This window comes from Providencia rustigianii, assembly GCF_900637755.1.
Taxonomy (GTDB): Bacteria; Pseudomonadota; Gammaproteobacteria; order Enterobacterales; family Enterobacteriaceae; genus Providencia; species Providencia rustigianii.
The window spans coordinates 2,560,040-2,581,129 of the sequence record NZ_LR134396.1 but is presented as its reverse complement, the minus strand read 5'-3'; the positions used below and the strand labels follow the sequence as shown (position 1 = coordinate 2,581,129).

Here is a 21,090-nt window from a genome sequence, read left to right as displayed (position 1 = left end):
CATGCAAAGAGAGAAACTTTCCGCAATGATGGATGGTGAAGCTCTAGATTTAGAACTCATTAATACCATTTCATGTGATTCAGCGTTGAAACAGCGCTGGGAGAGCTATCATCTTGTTCGTGATACTCTGCGTAATGATATTGGCGATGTCATCCATCTTGATATTGCAAGTAAAGTTGCGGCAGCATTAGAGAATGAAGCTGTGCGAATTAATCCTCAGGTAGTTGTCGAGTCGCAACCTGAACCTTCCACGTGGAATCGACTTCCGTTCTGGAACAAGATTCGTCCATGGGCCAGCCAAATCACTCAAATTGGTGTGGCAGCTTGTGTATCGTTGGCGGTCATTGTTGGTGTTCAACAATATAACCAAAGCAATTCTGTAGATTCAATGGTCGATGAACCAGTGTTTAACACAGTGCCAGTCGGTCGTGGAGCGCCTGTAAGTTTGAATCTGTCAGATAGCCAATTATTTGGTACAGACCAGCAAACTCAGCAAATTGAACAACAGAACCAACGAATTAATGCAATGCTGCAACAGTATGAGATTGAAAGACGTTCTATGCTAAATCAACAGCATAATGAAAATGATAAAAATGCAGCGTCTGCCGGAGTTAAACTGCAATAATGAAAAAATGGTTATCCGTCATCTGCCTGACGGGCAGCCTGATTGTTTCTAATCAAGCTTCGGCATCTACACAAGATGCCGATGTTCTTTTTAAAGAAATGGGATCTGCTGCCCAGAATCTATCTTATGAAATGTCATTCATGACATTCAACCCACAAAATATTGTTCCCGTTCGTTACCGCCACGCCATCATTGACGGTGAGAATATCTCTCAGATGATTCAAATGGACTCATCTCGCCGAGAGATTGTGCAAAAAGGGGATCGAATCAGTTATTTTGAGCCGGGATTTGATGCCTTTAGCCTAAACGGCGACCATATCATTGATAATTTACCAATGGTGTTATTTGCAGATTATCAAAAAATTCAACCTTATTATAATTTTATCGATGCTGGTCGTACCCATATTGGTGACAGACCTGCATTAGTTATCCGCATTATTTCAAAAGACAATTCTCGCTTTAATTATGTTGTTCTCATCGATGAAGAAACTAAATTGCCACTACGCGTGGATTTATTAGATAACAACAGTCAGACACTAGAACAATTTCGCGTGATTTCTACGGTGCTAGATAGCAAAACGGTACAAGATTCATTAGCTACATTACGCAATGTTAATTTACCGCCATTACTTGTGTCCCCAAGAAATGAAAATCCTTCATTTAAATGGCAAGTTGGGATGCTCCCTCCTGGTTTTGAGGAAACCTCACGCTCAGTAAGGAAATTAGCGGATGATGATGTAATAGAAACCGCTATGTTTAGTGATGGTCTGTTCACTTTTTCGGTGAATGTGACTAAAGCATCCAAAGGTCCTCTGCTCGATCAACCGTTGCAAAATGGTCGCCGCACAATTTATACCATGACTCAGAAGCAAAATGTGATTACGATAATAGGCGAGCTACCGCTTGCAACCTCACAGTTAATTGCGAGTAGCATCCAATTTCGGGAGTAAATCATGGTAAAAGAGTGGGCAACAGTTGTTCGATGGCAAAAAGGGCGCGCATTATTGCGTTATGGCTCTTCAGCAGGGTGTGGCAGTTGCAGTGCACGAGCTGCTTGCGGCTCTTATGCATTGAATAAAATCGGACCGAATACAGAGCATGAATTAGAAATTGAAATTGAGCAACCTCTCGTTGTAGGGCAAAAAATAGAGGTTGGCATCCCTGAAGGTAGCCTATTACGTTCGGCGATGTTGGTCTATTTAACGCCACTGATTGGCCTATTCTTATTTGCTGCATTAGCGCAGTCTGCTGATTTTGAACAGCTATGGGTCGCTGTTTCGGGTGTATTTGGCGGGTTTGCTGGATTTTTTATTGCGCGTACAATGGCATCATATTGGCGCCATAAAATAGATTTTCAACCAATTGTTTTGCAAATAGGTCTTCCCCCCGGAGAGGTTTGTGTTCAAACCCATTCTTGAGCCGAAATCGCCCGTAGCCATTATTAATAGTTATTGGCGATTTTGCTTTTAGTTACTCAAAAATGTCATCAGTAACTTATTAAACTTCTGCAGTTTTACAGTTGTTTTACATTGAATCTTTGTGTTAGAGGGTTCTTGTATGTAAAATGCTGCTAATTAGCAATCTTGTGATAAACATAGCATTTTAGTTTTGTAGCAAATTTTGCACAAAACTGATTTTGTAAGGCAATTTAAAAGAAGATATTACCTTGAAAATCAAAAACATCAGAAACTTTTCGATCATTGCACATATCGACCATGGTAAGTCCACATTATCAGACCGTATTATTCAAATTTGTGGTGGCTTAACTGACCGCGAAATGGCGGCGCAGGTTCTAGACTCTATGGATTTAGAGCGTGAACGTGGAATTACTATCAAGGCACAAAGCGTTACCCTCGATTATAAGGCATCAGATGGTGAAACATACCAACTGAACTTTATCGACACCCCAGGACACGTTGACTTCTCTTACGAGGTTTCACGTTCTTTGGCTGCGTGTGAAGGTGCTCTGTTAGTTGTGGATGCAGGGCAGGGCGTTGAGGCTCAGACGCTGGCTAACTGTTACACCGCAATTGAGATGGATTTGGAAGTTGTTCCAATCCTGAACAAAATTGATTTACCTGCAGCGGATCCCGATCGTGTTGCGGATGAGATTGAAGACATTGTGGGGCTTGATGCTCATGATGCAGTTCGCTGCTCAGCGAAAACAGGAATCGGTGTTCAAGATGTCATTGAACGTTTAGTTAAAGAAATTCCACCACCGGAAGGCGATCCGGAAGGACCTTTACAAGCACTGATTATTGACTCTTGGTTTGATAACTATTTAGGCGTTGTTTCTCTGATCCGTATCAAAAATGGTTCCTTGAAAAAAGGCGATAAAATCAAGGTGATGAGTACAGGACAGGTTTATAACGCTGAGCGTCTGGGAATTTTCACACCAAAACAAGTTGACCGAGACACCTTAAGTTGTGGTGAAGTAGGCTGGTTGGTGTGTGCGATTAAAGACATCACGGGAGCACCTGTTGGTGATACTTTAACGGGAGCTCGAAATCCAGCGGATAAAGCATTACCTGGCTTTAAAAAAGTGAAGCCTCAGGTTTATGCCGGTCTGTTCCCTGTGAGTTCCGATGATTATGAAGCATTCCGTGATGCGCTAGGCAAATTAAGCCTGAACGATGCTTCACTATTTTATGAGCCAGAAACGTCAACAGCATTAGGTTTTGGTTTCCGTTGTGGTTTCCTTGGTTTACTGCACATGGAAATCATTCAAGAACGTTTAGAGCGTGAATACGATCTTGATTTGATCACAACGGCACCAACGGTTGTCTATGAGGTGGTTCAAACCAACGGTGAAGTGGTACATGTGGATAGCCCATCCAAATTACCAGCACTTAATAATATTGAAGAGTTAAGAGAACCAATCGCTGAGTGTCATATGCTGATGCCTAAAGAGTATTTAGGTAACGTGATTACTCTGTGTATTGAGAAACGTGGTGTGCAAACCAATATGGTTTATCACGGAAATCAGGTATCTCTGACCTATGAAATTCCGATGGCAGAAGTCGTACTAGATTTCTTTGACCGTTTGAAATCGACATCTCGTGGCTATGCGTCCTTAGATTATGCATTCAAACGTTTCCAAGCATCCGATATGGTTCGTGTAGATGTATTAATTAACAACGAACGTGTTGATGCATTAGCACTGATCACTCACCGTGGAAATTCACAGTACCGTGGACGTGAGCTGGTTGAGAAGATGAAAGAGCTAATTCCTCGTCAACAGTTTGATATCGCAATTCAGGCGGCGATTGGTAACCATATTATTGCTCGTTCTACAGTTAAGCAATTACGTAAAAACGTTCTTGCGAAGTGTTATGGCGGTGACGTTAGCCGTAAGAAAAAACTGTTGCAGAAGCAAAAGGATGGTAAGAAACGTATGAAACAAGTGGGTAACGTTGAACTCCCACAAGAAGCGTTCCTTGCTATATTGCATGTTGGTAAAGACAGCTAAGTTTACAAGGAGTCTCAATGGCTAACACATTTGCCCTGATCCTAACATTAGCCACGCTAGTGACTGGGATTATTTGGTGCTTAGATAAATTTAAGTTTGCGCCTGCTCGTAAAGCCAAGCTTAAAAAATTGCGGGAAGTAACTAACGGCTCAATGAACGAAGATGAATTAGCGAAAGCAGTTCGTCGTCCTTCATGGCTTGAAACGGGAACCTCAATTTTTCCTGTGTTAGCTATTGTTCTGATTGTACGCTCATTTATTTACGAACCGTTTCAGATTCCATCTGGCTCGATGATGCCGACGTTATTAGTCGGTGATTTTATGTTGGTTGAGAAATTCTCTTATGGGTTGAAAGATCCTATTACTCAAACCACATTAATCGAAACAGGAAAACCGAATCGTGGAGATATCGCGGTATTCAAATACCCGCTAGAACCTAATGTTGATTTCGTAAAGCGTGTCGTTGGTTTACCGGGAGATAAAATTATTTATAATCCGGATTCCAAAGAACTCACTATTTATCCGAACTGCACAGCAAATAATTGTACCGAACGTTTACCAATTACTTATGGCCCATTAAAGCCAAGCGAATGGACGATGTTTTTAGATATTGGCTCGGTGGTTGATAACCAAAAGGGCAACTATCAAATCCCTCTTGACCAAGCATTGCCAAGAAATGCATTGCGTCAGTACGAGAGAAGTGAAACGTTGGGCACTGTTGAACATCAGATTTTAATTATTCGTGAAGCGATGACTGAAGCTAAATATGTTCAACCCAATATGCCTCGTAATGAGTGGATTGTTCCTGATAAACACTATTTTATGATGGGTGACAATAGGGATAATAGCTCTGATAGCCGTATGTGGGGCTTTGTTCCTGAACAAAACTTAGTGGGTCGAGCCGTGTTTATCTGGCTAAGTTTAGATAAACAAGAAAATGAATGGCCGACGGGTATTCGCTTTAGTCGTATTGGTCCTCTATAATTCAATTCAGACAATGCGGGTTTTCAGATGAAAACTCGCATTATCATAAGCATTATTGTTTTACCCAGTGTACAATAATCTTGTATTAAATATTATTGGCTTCCTAATAATCAACTATTCCTGTTAAATCATCATGGCTAATTAAAGTTATTTTTATTAGTTTCAATGAATTATGAGTGGTGTTTGTTGGATGTCAGTGCAAACGCAACAGTTTTGTAAAATACCCAATTTTACAGGTCTGTTGCGTGTGCTTTGTTATCAAATAAGAAATGGTTGGGCGCACATGAACCCTCTTTTATTAGAGAAATTACAGCGTAAGCTGGGTTATACCTTTACGCAACACGATTTATTAATCCAAGCATTGACACACAGAAGTGCTAGCAGCAAACATAATGAACGATTAGAATTTTTAGGTGATTCAATTCTTAGTTTTGTGATTGCAAATGACTTATATCACCGTTTTCCTAAAGTGGATGAAGGAGATATGAGCCGCATGCGCGCAACGTTAGTGCGTGGAAATACATTGGCTGAAATAGCCCGTGAATTTGAGCTCGGCGAATGTTTACGTTTAGGTCCTGGAGAATTAAAAAGCGGCGGTTTTCGTCGTGAATCAATTCTTGCGGATACCGTTGAAGCCTTGATTGGTGGCATTTTTCTTGATAGTGATATCCAAACTATTGAGCGAATCATCCTTGCTTGGTACAAAGGTAGACTAGATGAAATTAGTCCGGGTGATAAACAAAAAGACCCTAAAACGCGGCTACAAGAATATCTGCAAGGGCGTCACCTTCCATTACCTAACTACTTAGTTGTTCAGGTAAAAGGTGAGGCTCATGATCAAGAATTTACGATCCACTGCGAAGTCAGTGGTATTGAGCAATCTATTAATGGTGTTGGTTCAAGTCGTCGTAAAGCGGAGCAAGCCGCAGCAGAACAAGCATTGAAAATCTTGGAGATTGAATGAGTGAATTACAATCCCACTGTGGTTTTGTTGCCATAGTTGGACGTCCGAACGTTGGTAAATCAACGTTATTAAACCAGTTGTTAGGGCAAAAAGTCTCGATTACGTCGAGAAAGCCACAAACAACTCGTCACCGCATTATGGGGATCAATACAGAAGATAATTACCAAATTATCTATGTTGATACCCCAGGTCTACACATTGAAGAAAAAAGAGCGATCAACCGCTTGATGAACCGCGCAGCATCCAGTTCTATTGGTGATGTTGAATTGGTTATTTTTGTGGTTGAAGGAACCCATTGGACACCAGATGATGAAATGGTGGTCAATAAATTATCCAGCTTACGTTGCCCTGTTATTCTGGCAATCAACAAAATTGATAATGTGGTCGATAAGACGAGCCTATTGCCTCACATTGGTATGATCAGCCAGAAAATGAATTTCTTGGATGTAGTACCAATTAGTGCTGAAAAAGGTCAGGGCGTTGACACAATTGCGAAAATTGTTAAACAACATATTCCTGAAGCTATCCACCATTTCCCTGAAGACTACATTACTGACCGTTCTCAGCGCTTTATGGCGTCTGAAATTATCCGTGAAAAATTAATGCGTTTTCTAGGTGAAGAATTACCTTATTCCGTGACTGTAGAAATTGAGCAGTTTAAAGAAATGGATAGAGGTGGCTACCACATCAACGGCTTGATTCTTGTTGAACGCGAGGGTCAGAAAAAAATGGTTATCGGTAATAAAGGCAGCAAGCTGAAAACTATCGGTACCGAAGCCCGTATTGATATGGAACGTCTGTTTGAAACTAAAGTTCACCTTGAACTTTGGGTTAAAGTTAAATCAGGTTGGGCAGACGATGAAAGAGCGCTGCGTAGCCTGGGTTATGTTGACGATTTAAAATAATCGGTGACAACGTGAGTGGTTGGCAACGTGCGTTTGTGCTCCATTCCCGTCCTTACAGTGAAACGAGTTTATTACTCGATTTTTTCACTGAAGGGGAAGGTAAAATACGTTTGTTGGCGAAAGGCGCTAGGCGCAACCGCTCACCTTTAAGAGGCTGCTTGCAGCCTTTTACACCTTTATTAATCCGTTGGGGTGGTAAAGGTGAAATCAAGACCCTCATTAACGCAGATCCTGTTTCTCTTGCTCTTCCTCTAAGCGGCACTGTTTTATATAGCGGCTTATATCTCAATGAATTAACCGCCCGTGTCCTTGAGTTTGGAACCCCATATTCAGCCTTGTTTTTTGATTACCTATCTTGCTTACAAGTGTTGGCAGGCAGTGAGCGAACGCCTGAATCTGCTCTACGCCAATTTGAGCTTGCACTGCTATCTTACTTAGGTTACGGCGTTGACTTTCTGCACTGTGCAGGTAGCGGAGAGCCTGTATCGGATACTATGACTTATCGTTACCGCGAAGAAAAAGGATTTATTGGTAGCTTAGTAATAGACCAATTTAGCTTCACAGGAAAACAACTTAAAGCGCTGGCAAGCCGTGATTTCCCTGATGCTGATACCCTAAAGGCAGCTAAACGTTTTACTCGGATGGCTTTAAAGCCCTATCTGGGAGGTAAGCCGTTAAAAAGTCGAGAGCTTTTTAGGCAATTCACGACAATGCCTTCAATATTAACTAATAATAAAAGCTAAATTTTATTTTTTTGAAGCTATTTGCAGATATTTCTACGTGCAAATTCATCTGCTATCCAGCTAATTTTTTATCCTTATCCATTTTCTTCGAAGCGCTTCCCAAAAGTTGAATGTAATAGGTGCAATACAGATATCTGTTTGTAATATGTGGGAAAGAGTGAGAGATTTATTCCCACAAAGCGCTAAAGTGCAGTACGATACGACTTATAAAAAATAAGTGACCGTTTATTCATAGGGAGTTAAACATGGCTGAGCTGTTATTGGGCGTTAACATTGACCACATTGCAACCGTTAGAAATGCAAGAGGAACACAATATCCAGATCCTGTCCAAGCAGCATTTGTTGCTGAACAAGCTGGAGCAGATGGTATCACCATTCACCTACGTGAAGACCGTCGCCATATTACGGACAGAGATGTTGAGTTACTTAACCAAACTATTCAAACTCGCATGAATCTTGAAATGGCGGTCACCGATGAGATGATCGACATCGCTTGTCGCATTAAGCCAACTTATTGTTGTTTAGTACCAGAAAAACGCGAAGAAGTGACAACGGAAGGGGGATTAGATGTTGCAGGGCAAAAACAAAAAGTTGCTGCTGCGGTAAAACGTCTAACAGAGTCGGGCATTTTAGTCTCCTTGTTTATCGATGCAGATCATGAGCAAATTGATGCTGCTCAAGAGTGCGGTGCTCCATTTATTGAGATCCATACTGGAGCATATGCGGATGCAAAAACAGAGCAAGCTCAAGAGATTGAGTTTCGTCGAATTCGTGATGGTGTCAAATATGCCGCAGGTAAAGGCATTAAAGTGAATGCAGGTCACGGCTTGACGTACCATAATGTTCAGCGTATTGCTGCACTTCCTGAAATTTATGAATTGAATATTGGCCACGCGATTATTGGAAGAGCGTTATTTAGTGGTTTAGCGCAAGCGGTATCCGATATGAAGCAATTACTCACGGAAGCACGTAAATAATGGCTATTGTAGGTTTAGGTACTGATATCGTTGAAATTAGTCGTATAGAGTCAGTCATTGAACGCTCAGCGGATAGCTTAGCTAAAAGAATTTTGACGGAATACGAGTATGCACAATATCAGCAACAAACTAAGCCTGCCCGTTTTTTAGCTAAACGATTTGCCGTTAAAGAGGCTGCTGCTAAAGCATTAGGGACTGGGATCCGTAACGGATTGGCTTTTAATCAGTTTGAGGTCACTAATGATAAGTTAGGTAAACCGTTATTAACGCTCAGTGGAGAAGCTTTGAAGCTGGCAGCTTGTCTGAATGCAACCCATTTTCATGTTTCTATTACCGATGAGCGCCATTATGCGGCAGCAACAGTGATTATAGAGAGTCTGATAGGTTAAATAAAATTGCCGACAAGGTTACGCCGTTACGTCGGCAATTTTTAAGTATGACAAACTTTTGATGTTAGATTTTATCTGCGTGGTGGATCATGACAAACTTATCCCATAGCTGTTCTTGGGATTCAGTTCGTTCAGGGTCGGTGATGATGGTATTTGTGATAGGGCAGACAGACTGACAGGTTGGCTTGTCATAGTGGCCAACACATTCAGTGCATAGGTCAGAATCTATTTCATAAATTTCCTGTCCCATGAAAATAGCATCATTAGGGCATTCAGGTTCACACATATCGCAATTGATGCATTTTTTAGTAATTAATAGTGCCATTTTAATCGATTATGTCTATTTGATAATTTAACTTTTATAATTGTTGACTATTCTACACTGAACCGAATCAATTAAACACTGAATTATGATAATTGAAACTAAAGGGATTTCATTGTTAATAAACTGTGATTTTTTGTTTAAAACAAAAAGTAAGAAAAGAAAACACATGAATTTATTTTAATTAAAAATTAAAAATAAGGACTTAAATTACAATCCTTATTTTTATGAAATCATTTATTGAATAATATTAGTAAGTAATTAAATTGTAGATATACCAATATTTAGTTTTGTCTGATTGAGTATAGAAATGCAGAACACCATTTACAATAAAGAAGGTTGCAGATTTGATTGAGTCTTCAATGGAAAACTCTTCAGAATACATTAATTGGATACTCGCATTATCAGCAATTTGATAAACATCGATAACTTTTTCATCCAAGTTGTAACCATAAAGATATTGTTTATTTTGAGTTGAATCGTAGAAAGCTTGGATATTTTGTAGGTAGGTTTTTAATTTTCCTTTTTGAACAACAGCAGATGCATCAATTTTACCTGCATCGGACATGTTATAGATCATATAAGATTTATCTCTTGAATGGCCTAAGAAAAATGATTTTTTACCGGCAATAAATGCCAGTGTAGTTGGATAGAACTCATCGAACATGTTCGATTGAACGGTTCTTCTAATAAATGCCATTATTATTCCTCGTATTTAATTTAAGAAAACTCAAGTTCCCATTAATCATATTTGAATGATTTGAATTTAAAAATAATGTTAATTGTTAGCTTGTTTTATATATTCGAATGATTTAAAAATTAATAAATGCAAGTTGTTCACAAATAAATCAAGTTGTGATAGTAATAAGAAAAAACGATTAGGATGTAGCGATGTTTGAAAATCTCGGGGTATTAAATTTTTGGACGTACTTGGCAGGGTTAATCTTGATTATCATTGTACCGGGACCTAATTCCCTGTATGTACTGAAATCAAGTACCTCACATGGCACTAAATCAGGCTATCGGGCTGCATTGGGGGTATTTACTGGAGATGCAATGTTAATTTTTCTTTCTTTCATTGGTGTTGCATCGGTGATTAAGGCATCACCAACCCTGTTCATGGTTGTGCGCTATCTTGGTGCGGCATATTTACTCTACTTAGGTTGTAAAATTTTATATTCCACTTTTTGGCAAAAAAAATCATTACCGGTTGGTAAAGAAACCATTGAAATCAAAGCGGAAAAACATTTTACCCGTGCGTTAATTCTGAGTTTGACAAACCCCAAAGCAATTTTATTTTATATTTCTTTCTTTATTCAATTTATTGACTTTAATTATGCTCACGCATGGGTTCCTTATCTGGTATTGGCAGCTATTTTAGAAGCAGTCAGTTTTTTATATCTCAGTCTATTAATTTTTAGTGGCTACCTAATTGCACGTTTTTTACGAGAGAAACAAATTCTTGCGAAATTAGGAAATTGCACGGTAGGCGCTTTTTTTATGGGATTCGCTGCAAAACTTGCCATTTTTAGTAATTAGCTATTGATTTATATTAGATTCAATTTGCAGTCACTTTAACATTTCGTAATAATCATGGCTTGGGTCTGAATAGGGGAGAGGTTAGTGTGACGCAATTAGAAATTGATGAGTATTGGATGGCTCAAGCTATTGAGCTAGCAAAACAAGCGCAAGATATAGGGGAGATCCCTGTGGGCGCGTTACTTGTCAAAGATAACCAACTGATTGCAACGGGCTGGAATCACTCGATTAAACAGCATGACCCGACTGCACATGCGGAGATCATTACCCTACAACAAGCGGGAAAAATACTGAAAAATTACCGCTTATTGGATACCACGTTATATGTCACTTTAGAGCCTTGCATTATGTGCGCGGGAGCGATGATACATAGCCGTATTGGTCGTGTCGTGTATGGCGCCAAAGATTTTAAGACAGGTGCTTGTGGTTCGTTTATTAACATTATGGGGCAAGCAGGATTGAACCATTATGTTGATGTCACCGGAGGTATCTTGGAAGACGTTTGTTCATCGATGTTGAGTGCATTTTTTAAAATGCGCCGTGAACAAATCAAAGCCCAACGACATCAGCAAAAGCAAGATCCATTGTGATTGTTGTGTGTATGGGCTCAAGGATAAATCATTCTTTTACTGATTGTGTGTTATTCACGGATTGAACATTATTACTCTCTGGATTTTTGATGACAGGATATTGAGGTAACGGCGGCTTAGATAGTAAATACTCACCTAATGAGCTTTCTGAGCCGGGCTTAGAGGAAGATGTCGAGGTTGAATTCTCTTTTTTATTAAATACGCCAAGATCAATCGGGGATTTTTGTGAGCTATTTAACTTATTTGGTAGTATGTAAGATGAAAGCTGTGGATCATTTTTTGGAACCACGACATAAACTTGTGATTTTTTAGCAATATCTAATGTCCGCTGTTTCTTTTCCTGACTTTGTAAATAACCCACCAAGCTTTGGTGGTAACGACGGATATTTTCGACATAACGATAGGCCTCATGACCGCGGGCATAGCCATAAGTCAGTTGAGAGTGATATTTAGGTTGAGCTAGCAATGGAAGTCTAGCTTTAACATCTAACCAGCGGTCAGGGTCGCCACCTAATTTTTCAGTGAGCTTACGTGCATCCATCATATGGCCATAGCCCATATTGTATGCCGCTAACGCAAACCACATCCTATCATCTTCAGCGATAGTTTTTGGCAGGCGCTCCATCAAATAAGCTAAATAAGCAGCGCCTCCCTTAATGCTCTCTTCGGGATCTAATCGATCAGAAATACCCATCGTAGCTGCAGTGGGTTTAGTTAACATCATCAACCCGCGAACTCCCGTCGGAGAAGTTGCTAAAGGATCCCAATGAGATTCTTGCCATGCGATGGCAGCAAGAAGCTGCCAATCAATGCTGTCGGCATATTTTTCAAATAAAGGTTGATAGTCAGGAAGTTTATTATTTATTGCACTAATAAAAGTGATGGTATCAAAGTAATCAAAAGATTCCACATGACTAAAATAACGTTCAGTCAAGCGCGCAAGAGTTTCATTTTGATTGCTGAGATTGAAAAAGTCGAGAAGGGCAGCATCAAGGCTATCGTCGTTACTGCGGCGCATATACCACGTAATAGCATGGTCATCGAGTAAATCAATCGCAACGGCTATTTTGGGATGGCTACGTTGTTGTAATGCAATAGCGATAGAGTCTTCTAATGTATAATCTATTTCGCCTTCAGCGACCATTTCAAGTAGCTGATTTGGGGAATACTCGCTACTTTCTTCCCACTTTAGGTTTGGATACTCTTTAGACAATTTTTGTAATGTGCTGGCGTGAGTACTCCCAGCAATCACCACTAATTTACCTTTTAAGTCGTTAAAAGATTTAGGGCGAGGTGAACCTTTGCGGTAAACCAATTGCTGAGTGACATTAAGATAACTCGGGCCCGCTTTCAGGGTTTCTAAACGATCTTTATTGTAGAGTAAGCCTGCAACAGCAATATCGGCATCATCATTTTCAAGATCTGCAAAAATTTGTTCAAAGGTGGGTCTAATAATAATTTTAAGCTTTACGCCAAGGTAAGTGGCAAAGTCTTGAGCAAGCTCATAGTCGAAACCACGTAGCTGATTTTGCTCATCAATATAAATAAGTGGTGAACTGACCGCACTGATGCGTAGCTCTCCCTTAGAGAGAATTTTGTCGATTTGGGTGCTGTGCGTATTTGACCATCGGATATTAAAGCCAATAATCATAGTCGCCAGCAATGCGATAACCACGACAATAAAATAGTTAACTTTTAAGTTATTCAAATAGTTATTTCTCGTATAAGAGCTGGTGTTGTATTTAGAAAATCGACTGTTGAGTAATGGTTATAAATCCAGTAGTTTGTATTCTGCTCAACAATGATGATCGGTGCAACTAATATTATCGTATTTAGCCCATCATAATATTTAACTATTCGCTCTCTTTTTAGTCACGCAAACGGTTTCGTATTGATGAACATTGCTCTATAATGGTTCTCGGTTTCCCTGCTTTCAGTTCAGGGCTGGCGTTTACAAGAGAGAATTTAAGACTATGGAAATTTTGCGTGGCTCACCTGCTTTATCAGCATTTCGTATTACCCGTCTTTTGGCACTGTTTACTGAAAAACAGCTCCCTGTTACGGATATCTATGCTGAATATATGCACTTTGCTGAGCTATCAGCCCCATTAAACAGTACTGAGCAAGGTAAGCTGAGTAGCTTGTTAAAATATGGTCCTTCTCTGGCGGAGCATGAACCTTTTGGCAAATTGGTTTTAGTCACTCCTCGTCCAGGCACTATCTCTCCTTGGTCATCAAAAGCGACAGACATCGCACATAACTGTGGTTTATCGCAGGTTAAACGTATTGAACGTGGTATTGCGTATTACATCCAGGCAGATGCAATGAGCACTGCCCAGTGGAATGAAGTCATCGGCATGCTACATGACCGTATGATGGAAACCGTATTTTCCTCTTTTGAACAAGCACAAGCGCTGTTTGTTCAGCAGCAACCTGCACCATTAAAAGTTATCGATATTATTGCTGGTGGACGTCAAGCCTTAGAAATTGCAAATAAAGAAATGGGCTTAGCGCTGGCGGAAGATGAAATCGATTATTTATTTGATGCCTTTAAGGGATTAAAACGTAATCCAACTGATATTGAACTGTACATGTTTGCACAGGCTAACTCTGAACATTGCCGCCATAAAATTTTCAACGCCGATTGGATCATTGATGGGGAAACTCAGCCCAAATCTCTCTTCAAAATGATCAAAAATACCTTCGAAAAGACGCCTGACTATGTTTTGTCCGCTTATAAAGATAATGCAGCAGTAATGGAAGGTTCTTCTGTAGGGCGTTTTTTCCCTGAACCTGATGGTCGCACATACCGTTATCATCAAGAAGATGCGCATATCTTGATGAAGGTTGAAACCCATAACCACCCAACCGCGATTTCGCCGTGGCCAGGCGCAGCGACAGGCTCTGGTGGTGAAATCCGTGATGAAGGTGCAACGGGACGTGGTGCGAAACCAAAAGCAGGATTAGTCGGTTTTTCCGTTTCTAACTTGCGTATTCCTGGCTTTGAACAGCCATGGGAAGAAGATTTTGGTAAACCAGAGCGTATTGTAACCGCGCTGGATATTATGACCGAAGGTCCATTAGGCGGCGCTGCATTCAACAATGAGTTTGGTCGTCCAGCCCTATTAGGTTATTTCCGTACTTATGAAGAGAAAGTTAACAGCCATAATGGTGAAGAGTTACGTGGTTACCACAAGCCAATTATGCTAGCAGGCGGTATGGGTAATATCCGTGCTGACCATGTTCAAAAAGGTGAAATCACCGTCGGTGCAAAACTGATTGTACTGGGTGGGCCGTCGATGAATATCGGCTTAGGTGGTGGTGCGGCTTCTTCAATGACATCGGGTCAATCTGCGGCTGATCTTGATTTTGCATCAGTTCAACGAGATAACGCTGAAATGGAACGCCGCTGCCAAGAAGTGATCGATAAATGCTGGCAGTTAGGCGATGACAACCCAATTCTGTTTATCCATGACGTCGGGGCGGGTGGATTATCTAACGCGATGCCTGAGTTAGTTAGTGATGGTGGACGTGGCGGGCGTTTTGAGTTACGTAAGATTCTTAACGATGAACCGGGTATGAGCCCACTAGAGGTTTGGTGTAACGAATCTCAAGAACGCTATGTTATGGCGGTCGCTCCAGACCAGCTAGAATTATTTACGGCAATTTGTGAGCGTGAGCGCGCACCATTTGCGGTAATTGGTGAAGCGACAGAAGAGCGTCACTTAACGCTGAATGATGAACATTTCGGCAATCAACCTATCGATATGCCATTAGATGTTTTATTGGGTAAAACCCCAAAAATGCTGAGAGATGTCAAATCTCTGAAAGCTGAACCGGAATCTCTTGATAGAACCACCATTGATTTAACTGAAGCCGTTAAACGCGTTCTTCATTTACCAGCAGTTGCAGAGAAAACATTCTTGATCACCATTGGTGACCGGACTGTAACGGGTATGGTTGCCCGCGACCAAATGGTAGGTCCATGGCAAATTCCAGTGGCTGATTGTGCGGTCACGACGGCGAGCTTGGATAGCTATTACGGTGAGTCGATGTCTATCGGCGAAAGAACACCTATTGCTCTGTTAGATTTTGCAGCTTCAGCGCGTATGGCTGTCGGTGAAGCGTTGACTAACCTTGCGTGTTCTTATGTTCACGATTTGAAGCGTGTGAAGCTGTCGGCAAACTGGATGTCTGCGGCAGGCCATCCGGGAGAGGATGCAGGTCTGTATGCGGCAGTAAAAGCCGTGGGTGAAGAGTTATGTCCTACATTAGGGTTAACTATCCCAGTGGGTAAAGACTCTATGTCGATGAAAACCCGCTGGCAGCAAAATGGTGAAGAGCGTGAAATGACCTCGCCTCTTTCACTGATCATCACGGCATTTGGGCGCGTAGAAGATGTTCGTTTAACGGTAACGCCAGAACTGAAAACAACGGCGGATAACGCACTATTACTGATTGATCTCGGACAAGGTCATCATGCGCTTGGTGGCTCTGCTTTAGCGCAAGTTTATCGCCAATTAGGCAATAAAGCGCCAGATGTGCGTGACCCAGCACTGTTGTTAGGCTTCTTTAATACCATCCAGAAATTGCTGTCTGAGCAAAAATTGTTGGCTTACCATGACCGTTCAGATGGTGGTTTGTTCGTTACACTGGTTGAGATGGCATTTGCGGGCCATTGTGGTATTAACGTTGATATTAGTTCATTCGATGAAGATACATTAGCGGCGCTATTCAATGAAGAATTAGGCGCCGTGATCCAAGTTCAAGGGGCTGACCGTCAATATGTAGAGCAGTGTTTTGCTGATGCTGGTTTATCGAGTTGCTTACATTATTTAGGGACAGCAACTAACGACGATGCGGTGATCATCAATAGCCGAGACACTGTTGTTTATAACGAATCTCGTAGCTTGCTTCGTGAATGGTGGGCAGAAACCACATGGCAGATGCAGCGTTTACGAGATAATGAAGAGTGTGCAGATCAAGAACATCAGGCGAAGAAAGATAGCCAAGACCCCGGCTTACACGCGAAACTGACATTTGATATCGCGGATGATATCGCTGCACCTTATATAGCAACCGGTATTCGACCTAAAGTCGCAGTACTGCGTGAGCAAGGTGTCAACTCTCATGTTGAAATGGCAGCTGCATGGGATCGTGCAGGTTTTGATGCTATCGATGTTCATATGAGTGATTTACTTGCAGGTAATCTATCCCTTGAACAATTCCAAGCATTAGTGGCTTGTGGTGGTTTCTCGTACGGTGATGTCTTAGGTGCAGGGGAAGGTTGGGCGAAATCTATCTTGTTCAACAATAAAGTTCGTGATGAGTTTGCTGCATTCTTTAATCGACCAGATACACTCTCTTTAGGTGTATGTAACGGTTGCCAGATGATGTCTAACTTGCATGACTTGATCCCAGGCGCTGACTATTGGCCGCGTTTCGTCCGTAACCGTTCAGAGCGTTTTGAAGCGCGCTTTAGTTTAGTCGAAATTGCTAACAGCCCATCGCTGCTACTGCAAGATATGGCTGGCTCTCGTATGGCAATTGCAGTGTCTCATGGTGAAGGTCAGGTCGAAGTACGTGTTCCATCCCACTTAACACAATTGGAAAATAATGGCTTAGTGGCAATGCGTTTTGTGAATAACTACGGTCAAGTCACTGAGCAGTATCCAGCGAACCCTAACGGTTCGGTTAATGGGATTACCGCAGTCACCACAATCGATGGTCGAGCAACCATAATGATGCCGCACCCAGAGCGTGTATTCCGTACTGTGAGTAACTCATGGCATCCAGAAAATTGGGGTGAAGATAGCCCATGGATGCGTATCTTCCGTAATGCACGTAAACAATTAGGCTAAGACTAAAACGGTAGTTTTAAGTTAAAGCATAAAAAATCATACGCCCTATAAACTGGCTCGCTGAGTCTGATTTATAGGGCGTTTTTTTGTCTGTATTTCAGTTGATAGACGAATATTTGTTCACAACGAAAAATCTATTCTACAAGATAAGATTGAACAATAGTTTTCCTCTGTTAATGTTTATGGCTCAATTATTTTTTCTAAATGATTTTTATTTCGATAGGCTAAATAGAGCATAAGGAGATTGATGATGAAAGCGGGATCCTTGAAGCAAAAATGGGGACTCTATTTAATCAGTGCTTTTGTGATTATGCTGATCTTTATGGTGAAGCCTGTGGCGAAAACAGATATTCCTCAATTAGTTACTGCAGCGGAAAGCGGTGATTTAGCCTCTGTACAACGGCTTGTTGAGCAGGGCGTAAATATCGAGCAACGGGATCGTCGTCTACGCACACCTCTTATGGCTGCAACAAATGCGAACCAAATTACTGTTGCACGCTACTTGATTGAAAAAGGCGCGGATGTGAATGCAAAAGATGGTATTCAAGATACGCCTTTCTTATATGCAGGGGCTCGTGGCTTGCAAGAAATATTAGAAATGACGTTAAGCCATGGTGCTGACGTAAACAGTATTAACCGTTACGGTGGGACGGCTTTGATCCCAGCAGCTGAACGTGGTCATATCAATATGGTGAAAACATTGATTGAGGCGGGTGTGAGTGTCAATCATGTGAACAATCTGGGGTGGACTGCGCTTATTGAAGCCATCATTCTTGGGGATGGCAGTGATAAATATGCTCAGATAGTCACTTTATTAGTCGAGGGCGGCGCTGATGTTAATTTAGCGGATGCATCAGGGCAGTCACCATTAACACTAGCAAAGAGTAAAGGATATCAAAATATTATCGATATTCTTGAAAAGGCAGGAGCGAAATAATGACAGATAACCAATTTTTGCAGCAAGCCATTTTATTGGCGACGGAAAATGTCAATGCTGGAGGAAGACCCTTTGGTGCGGTAGTGGTGTACGACGGTAGTGTGGTTGCTACTGGGGTAAACCAGATGCTAGAACGCAATGATCCGACGGCGCATGCTGAGTTACTGGCACTACGTCAAGCGGGTCAAGTGCTGGGTAAAGTTAGGCTAGATGATTGTGTGGTGTATGCAAGTGGGCAACCTTGCCCTATGTGTTTGGCCGCGATGCGTATGGCGGGTATTTCCCGTATTGTTTATGCGTATTCGAATCAAGATGCTGAACCTTTTGGGCTATCAACGGCGAGTATTGCACAAGCATTAAGCGTCGAGCCTGAACAGCAAACTGGGCTGCAATTTGTACAACTAAAACCTGAGAATGAACCTCAGTCAGCATTATACAGTCAGTGGTGGGCATTACACCATTGATGAAAATGCATAAGCCACTTTCTCCTTCTTTTGGGTTGATCTTGACCATTGTTTTAGTGGGGATCAACCTACGCCCATTTATGACGGGACCGGGTCCTGTCATCGATGACATTATCCAAACCACCGGAATGAGCTACCAAGGTGTTTCTTTGCTCACATTATTACCCATGTTATTGATGGGATTTGGTGCGCTGGTGGTACCGTCTCTCAATCAGCGATTGGGCGATAGGCTTGGTATTAGTTTTGCGATGTTATTGTTATTACTCGGTTCTTTTTGCCGTTTATTTGTGTCTGATGGCATCGCATTATTACTGACTGCATTTTTATGTGGCGTCGGAGCGGCGTATATTCAAGCTGTTTTCCCAGGGCTGATTAAAGCTAAATTTCCTCAAAAAATGGCGGCGATGACAGGGCTTTATTCAGCAACATTAATGGTAGGTGGAGCGCTTGGCGCTCAGCTAACGCCGTTGATTACTCACATCACGGGACATTGGCAAAGTGGACTTGCATGGCTGGCTGCTCCTGCTTTTTTAGCGCTCATCGCTGTTATCGCGAATATTCGAACGTCAACAACCAAAGGAATAGCGGGACAAAGTTCGATTTTTATCTACTTGAAGAAACCTCGAACATGGTTATTGATGGCGGGATTTGGCTTGGTGAATGCGGGGTACGCGACCGTGGTGACTTGGTTAGCGCCTTTCTTTCAACAGCAAGGTATGAGCGCAGCTGAAAGTGGTTCATTAGTGGCAATCTTAACGGTTTTCCAAGCGGCTGCGGCATTGATGATCCCCGTTCTTGCATCTCATAATATTGACCGCCGTTTTTGGCTAACAGTAACCTTAGCAAGCCAAGCTTTGGGTTTTGCAGGGTTAATGTTATTCCCTCACTTTATACCGTTGCTATGGGTAGGGTTGCTAGGGTGTGGATTAGGGGGATGCTTTGCACTAACTATTATTACATCATTGGATCATATCTCTCATCCGGTAAGTGCTGGCGCGTTAACTTCGTTGATGCAAGCGGGGGGCTTTATTATTGCGGCATTTGGACCATTGATTGCCGCTGCACTACAGCAAATTAACCACAGTTATACGCCGGTATGGGCAATGCATTTAGTTTTAGTGGTCATCACATTATTATTATTTTTGCGTTTAAATCCCAAAAGTTATCGCCAGATTTTTAGCGTGAAATAATATTTTAGTGAGAATAAATCATAAATATAAAAAACCGCCCATATTGAGCGGTTTAGAGGATGATCTCTGCAATCAACAGGCAGTTTATTCGAGAATAAACATGCCATAAGGGTGGATTTGTAAATACAGTTCCTCGCCGACGCTTGGTTGTAACTGTGTGGCATTGATTTGCAGTAGCATGGATTGACCATGCCAATCGACCGTTACTTCATATTGAGGCCCCATATAAGCCACATGGGTGATTGTGCAGCGCTGACTATCATCCCCTTGCAAGCTTAACGTGATAGCTTCAGGGCGCACACCGACCGTGACTTGAGTTTGGCTAGTGGTTAATTGCGCTGGGCGTGGCAAGCGATAGCTGAAAATATCCACCGCATCATTAGTGAGTGTGGCTGGAAAAATGTTTGCATCTCCCATAAAGCTAGCCATAAATTTAGAGGCTGGCTGGCGGTATAGCTCTTGTGGTGAACCAAGCTGCATAATTTTACCTTTGTTCATGACCAGAACCATGTCAGAAACGGCAAATGCTTCGCTTTGGTCATGGGTCACATATAAAGAGGTAATATTGAATTGCTGCTGAAGTTCACGGATTTTTTCACGCATACTACGGCGTAAATTAGCATCTAAGTTACTTAGAGGTTCATCAAATAACAGCACTTTAGGTTTTAAAATTAATGCACGAGCCAGCGCTACACGCTGTTGTTGACCACCAGAAATCTGGTCGACAAACCGATCAGCAAAGCCAGCCAAATCAACTAATTCTAGCGCTTCTTCTACACGTTTTTTAACTTCAGCTTTGGGTAATCCTAACATTTTCAAACCATAGCCTACGTTTTCCCCTAACGACATATGTGGGAAAAGGGCATAAGACTGGAATACCATACAAATATCACGCTGTTGAATTGAACGGTCAGTCACGTCCTCACCATCGATAAACATGCGGCCTTCAGTTGGTTTTTCTAAGCCCGCGACTAAACGTAGCACAGTGGTTTTACCACAACCAGAAGGGCCTAACAGCGTCACCATGCTACCCTGTGGGATGGAAAGACTTAAATCGTCAATAACCGTATTGTCGCCAAAGCGCTTGGTGATATTTTTTAATTCAACAAAACTTTTCTGTGTCATGTCAGTG

General features: G+C 41.7%; 20 protein-coding genes. 16 read left to right on the top strand and 4 right to left on the bottom strand.

All coding sequences use genetic code 11. From position 1 onward, the window contains the following. Window position 1 precedes the first annotated feature (1 nt). The 10 genes from rseA (at window position 2) to acpS (ending at window position 9,055) form a co-directional block, all read left to right on the top strand. Window positions 2–625 carry an anti-sigma-E factor RseA gene (gene rseA / locus EL244_RS11890; RefSeq protein ID WP_006814800.1) on the top strand — a complete coding sequence of 208 codons (624 nt, stop codon included), beginning with the start codon at window positions 2–4 and terminating at the stop codon, window positions 623–625. Further along, on the top strand, window positions 625–1,575 hold the full coding sequence (gene rseB / locus EL244_RS11885) for a sigma-E factor regulatory protein RseB (RefSeq protein WP_006814799.1): 951 nt from the start codon (window positions 625–627) through the stop codon (window positions 1,573–1,575). The genes rseA and rseB overlap by 1 nt, the downstream gene beginning before the upstream one ends. 3 nt (window positions 1,576–1,578) lie before the next feature. Continuing rightward, window positions 1,579–2,043 (top strand): SoxR-reducing system protein RseC, encoded by a 465-nt coding sequence (gene rseC, locus EL244_RS11880; protein ID WP_126461117.1) that lies wholly within the window; start codon window positions 1,579–1,581, stop codon window positions 2,041–2,043. Window positions 2,044–2,297: 254 nt separating this feature from the next. Next, window positions 2,298–4,094, top strand: a complete 1,797-nt coding sequence (gene lepA, locus EL244_RS11875; protein WP_126462834.1) for a translation elongation factor 4 — start codon at window positions 2,298–2,300, stop codon at window positions 4,092–4,094. A 17-nt stretch (window positions 4,095–4,111) separates the two neighbouring features. After that, complete coding sequence (lepB, locus tag EL244_RS11870) at window positions 4,112–5,077, top strand: signal peptidase I (RefSeq protein WP_006814796.1); 966 nt, start codon at window positions 4,112–4,114, stop codon at window positions 5,075–5,077. A gap of 283 nt (window positions 5,078–5,360) precedes the next feature. After that, entirely contained in the window at window positions 5,361–6,041 is a 681-nt protein-coding gene (gene rnc / locus EL244_RS11865; RefSeq protein WP_039855073.1) for a ribonuclease III, read from the top strand. Next, complete coding sequence (gene era / locus EL244_RS11860) at window positions 6,038–6,946, top strand: GTPase Era (RefSeq protein WP_126461114.1); 909 nt, start codon at window positions 6,038–6,040, stop codon at window positions 6,944–6,946. Before rnc ends, era begins: the two co-directional genes overlap by 4 nt. A gap of 11 nt (window positions 6,947–6,957) precedes the next feature. Then, window positions 6,958–7,689 (top strand): DNA repair protein RecO, encoded by a 732-nt coding sequence (gene recO, locus EL244_RS11855; protein WP_006814793.1) that lies wholly within the window; start codon window positions 6,958–6,960, stop codon window positions 7,687–7,689. Between the two features lie 245 nt (window positions 7,690–7,934). Next, the gene (pdxJ, locus tag EL244_RS11850) at window positions 7,935–8,666 is read left to right on the top strand and encodes a pyridoxine 5'-phosphate synthase (protein ID WP_006814792.1); all 732 of its coding nucleotides are present in this window, start codon (window positions 7,935–7,937) and stop codon (window positions 8,664–8,666) included. Beyond that, window positions 8,666–9,055 (top strand): holo-ACP synthase, encoded by a 390-nt coding sequence (gene acpS / locus EL244_RS11845; RefSeq protein ID WP_126461111.1) that lies wholly within the window; start codon window positions 8,666–8,668, stop codon window positions 9,053–9,055. The genes pdxJ and acpS overlap by 1 nt, the downstream gene beginning before the upstream one ends. 64 nt (window positions 9,056–9,119) lie before the next feature. Here acpS and EL244_RS11840 read toward each other — a convergent pair whose 3' ends face one another. Both EL244_RS11840 and EL244_RS11835 read right to left on the bottom strand, forming a co-directional pair. Continuing rightward, on the bottom strand, window positions 9,120–9,380 hold the full coding sequence (locus EL244_RS11840) for a YfhL family 4Fe-4S dicluster ferredoxin (RefSeq protein ID WP_112837089.1): 261 nt from the start codon (window positions 9,378–9,380) through the stop codon (window positions 9,120–9,122). 247 nt (window positions 9,381–9,627) lie between these two features. Beyond that, window positions 9,628–10,077: a hypothetical protein gene (locus EL244_RS11835; protein ID WP_006814728.1), complete on the bottom strand. Its 450-nt coding sequence runs from the start codon at window positions 10,075–10,077 to the stop codon at window positions 9,628–9,630. 191 nt (window positions 10,078–10,268) lie between these two features. Between EL244_RS11835 and leuE the strand changes: the two genes are divergently transcribed. Then, window positions 10,269–10,916, top strand: a complete 648-nt coding sequence (gene leuE, locus EL244_RS11830; RefSeq protein ID WP_126461109.1) for a leucine efflux protein LeuE — start codon at window positions 10,269–10,271, stop codon at window positions 10,914–10,916. A gap of 86 nt (window positions 10,917–11,002) precedes the next feature. Then, window positions 11,003–11,506, top strand: a complete 504-nt coding sequence (gene tadA, locus EL244_RS11825; RefSeq protein ID WP_126461107.1) for a tRNA adenosine(34) deaminase TadA — start codon at window positions 11,003–11,005, stop codon at window positions 11,504–11,506. 28 nt (window positions 11,507–11,534) lie between these two features. Here the strand turns inward: tadA and mltF are convergent, their stop codons facing one another. Next, window positions 11,535–13,157 carry a membrane-bound lytic murein transglycosylase MltF gene (gene mltF / locus EL244_RS11820; protein ID WP_230084875.1) on the bottom strand — a complete coding sequence of 541 codons (1,623 nt, stop codon included), beginning with the start codon at window positions 13,155–13,157 and terminating at the stop codon, window positions 11,535–11,537. Window positions 13,158–13,479: 322 nt separating this feature from the next. Between mltF and purL the strand changes: the two genes are divergently transcribed. The 4 genes from purL (at window position 13,480) to EL244_RS11800 (ending at window position 19,958) form a co-directional block, all read left to right on the top strand. Further along, window positions 13,480–17,367: a phosphoribosylformylglycinamidine synthase gene (gene purL / locus EL244_RS11815; protein ID WP_126461101.1), complete on the top strand. Its 3,888-nt coding sequence runs from the start codon at window positions 13,480–13,482 to the stop codon at window positions 17,365–17,367. A 250-nt stretch (window positions 17,368–17,617) separates the two neighbouring features. Then, window positions 17,618–18,304 (top strand): ankyrin repeat domain-containing protein, encoded by a 687-nt coding sequence (locus tag EL244_RS11810; protein ID WP_126462831.1) that lies wholly within the window; start codon window positions 17,618–17,620, stop codon window positions 18,302–18,304. Continuing rightward, on the top strand, window positions 18,304–18,768 hold the full coding sequence (locus EL244_RS11805) for a nucleoside deaminase (protein WP_126461098.1): 465 nt from the start codon (window positions 18,304–18,306) through the stop codon (window positions 18,766–18,768). Before EL244_RS11810 ends, EL244_RS11805 begins: the two co-directional genes overlap by 1 nt. Further along, window positions 18,768–19,958 (top strand): cyanate transporter, encoded by a 1,191-nt coding sequence (locus EL244_RS11800; RefSeq protein WP_115164500.1) that lies wholly within the window; start codon window positions 18,768–18,770, stop codon window positions 19,956–19,958. Before EL244_RS11805 ends, EL244_RS11800 begins: the two co-directional genes overlap by 1 nt. A gap of 84 nt (window positions 19,959–20,042) precedes the next feature. On the opposite strand, the gene fbpC is transcribed toward EL244_RS11800, so the two are convergent. Continuing rightward, window positions 20,043–21,083 carry a ferric ABC transporter ATP-binding protein gene (fbpC, locus tag EL244_RS11795; RefSeq protein ID WP_126461095.1) on the bottom strand — a complete coding sequence of 347 codons (1,041 nt, stop codon included), beginning with the start codon at window positions 21,081–21,083 and terminating at the stop codon, window positions 20,043–20,045. Window positions 21,084–21,090 lie beyond the last annotated feature (7 nt).

Excerpts from the sequence above, each read along its gene's own strand:
- mltF (WP_230084875.1), bottom strand. The coding sequence starts at position 13,157 with ATGATTATTGGCTTTAATATCCGATGGTCAAATACGCACAGCACCCAA.
- rnc (WP_039855073.1), top strand. The coding sequence starts at position 5,361 with ATGAACCCTCTTTTATTAGAGAAATTACAGCGTAAGCTGGGTTATACC.
- leuE (WP_126461109.1), top strand. The coding sequence starts at position 10,269 with ATGTTTGAAAATCTCGGGGTATTAAATTTTTGGACGTACTTGGCAGGG.
- acpS (WP_126461111.1), top strand. The coding sequence starts at position 8,666 with ATGGCTATTGTAGGTTTAGGTACTGATATCGTTGAAATTAGTCGTATA.
- pdxJ (WP_006814792.1), top strand. The coding sequence starts at position 7,935 with ATGGCTGAGCTGTTATTGGGCGTTAACATTGACCACATTGCAACCGTT.
- lepB (WP_006814796.1), top strand. The coding sequence starts at position 4,112 with ATGGCTAACACATTTGCCCTGATCCTAACATTAGCCACGCTAGTGACT.
- EL244_RS11835 (WP_006814728.1), bottom strand. The coding sequence starts at position 10,077 with ATGGCATTTATTAGAAGAACCGTTCAATCGAACATGTTCGATGAGTTC.
- rseC (WP_126461117.1), top strand. The coding sequence starts at position 1,579 with ATGGTAAAAGAGTGGGCAACAGTTGTTCGATGGCAAAAAGGGCGCGCA.
- era (WP_126461114.1), top strand. The coding sequence starts at position 6,038 with ATGAGTGAATTACAATCCCACTGTGGTTTTGTTGCCATAGTTGGACGT.
- rseB (WP_006814799.1), top strand. The coding sequence starts at position 625 with ATGAAAAAATGGTTATCCGTCATCTGCCTGACGGGCAGCCTGATTGTT.
- rseA (WP_006814800.1), top strand. The coding sequence starts at position 2 with ATGCAAAGAGAGAAACTTTCCGCAATGATGGATGGTGAAGCTCTAGAT.
- EL244_RS11805 (WP_126461098.1), top strand. The coding sequence starts at position 18,304 with ATGACAGATAACCAATTTTTGCAGCAAGCCATTTTATTGGCGACGGAA.
- EL244_RS11800 (WP_115164500.1), top strand. The coding sequence starts at position 18,768 with ATGAAAATGCATAAGCCACTTTCTCCTTCTTTTGGGTTGATCTTGACC.
- fbpC (WP_126461095.1), bottom strand. The coding sequence starts at position 21,083 with ATGACACAGAAAAGTTTTGTTGAATTAAAAAATATCACCAAGCGCTTT.
- EL244_RS11840 (WP_112837089.1), bottom strand. The coding sequence starts at position 9,380 with ATGGCACTATTAATTACTAAAAAATGCATCAATTGCGATATGTGTGAA.
- purL (WP_126461101.1), top strand. The coding sequence starts at position 13,480 with ATGGAAATTTTGCGTGGCTCACCTGCTTTATCAGCATTTCGTATTACC.
- EL244_RS11810 (WP_126462831.1), top strand. The coding sequence starts at position 17,618 with ATGAAAGCGGGATCCTTGAAGCAAAAATGGGGACTCTATTTAATCAGT.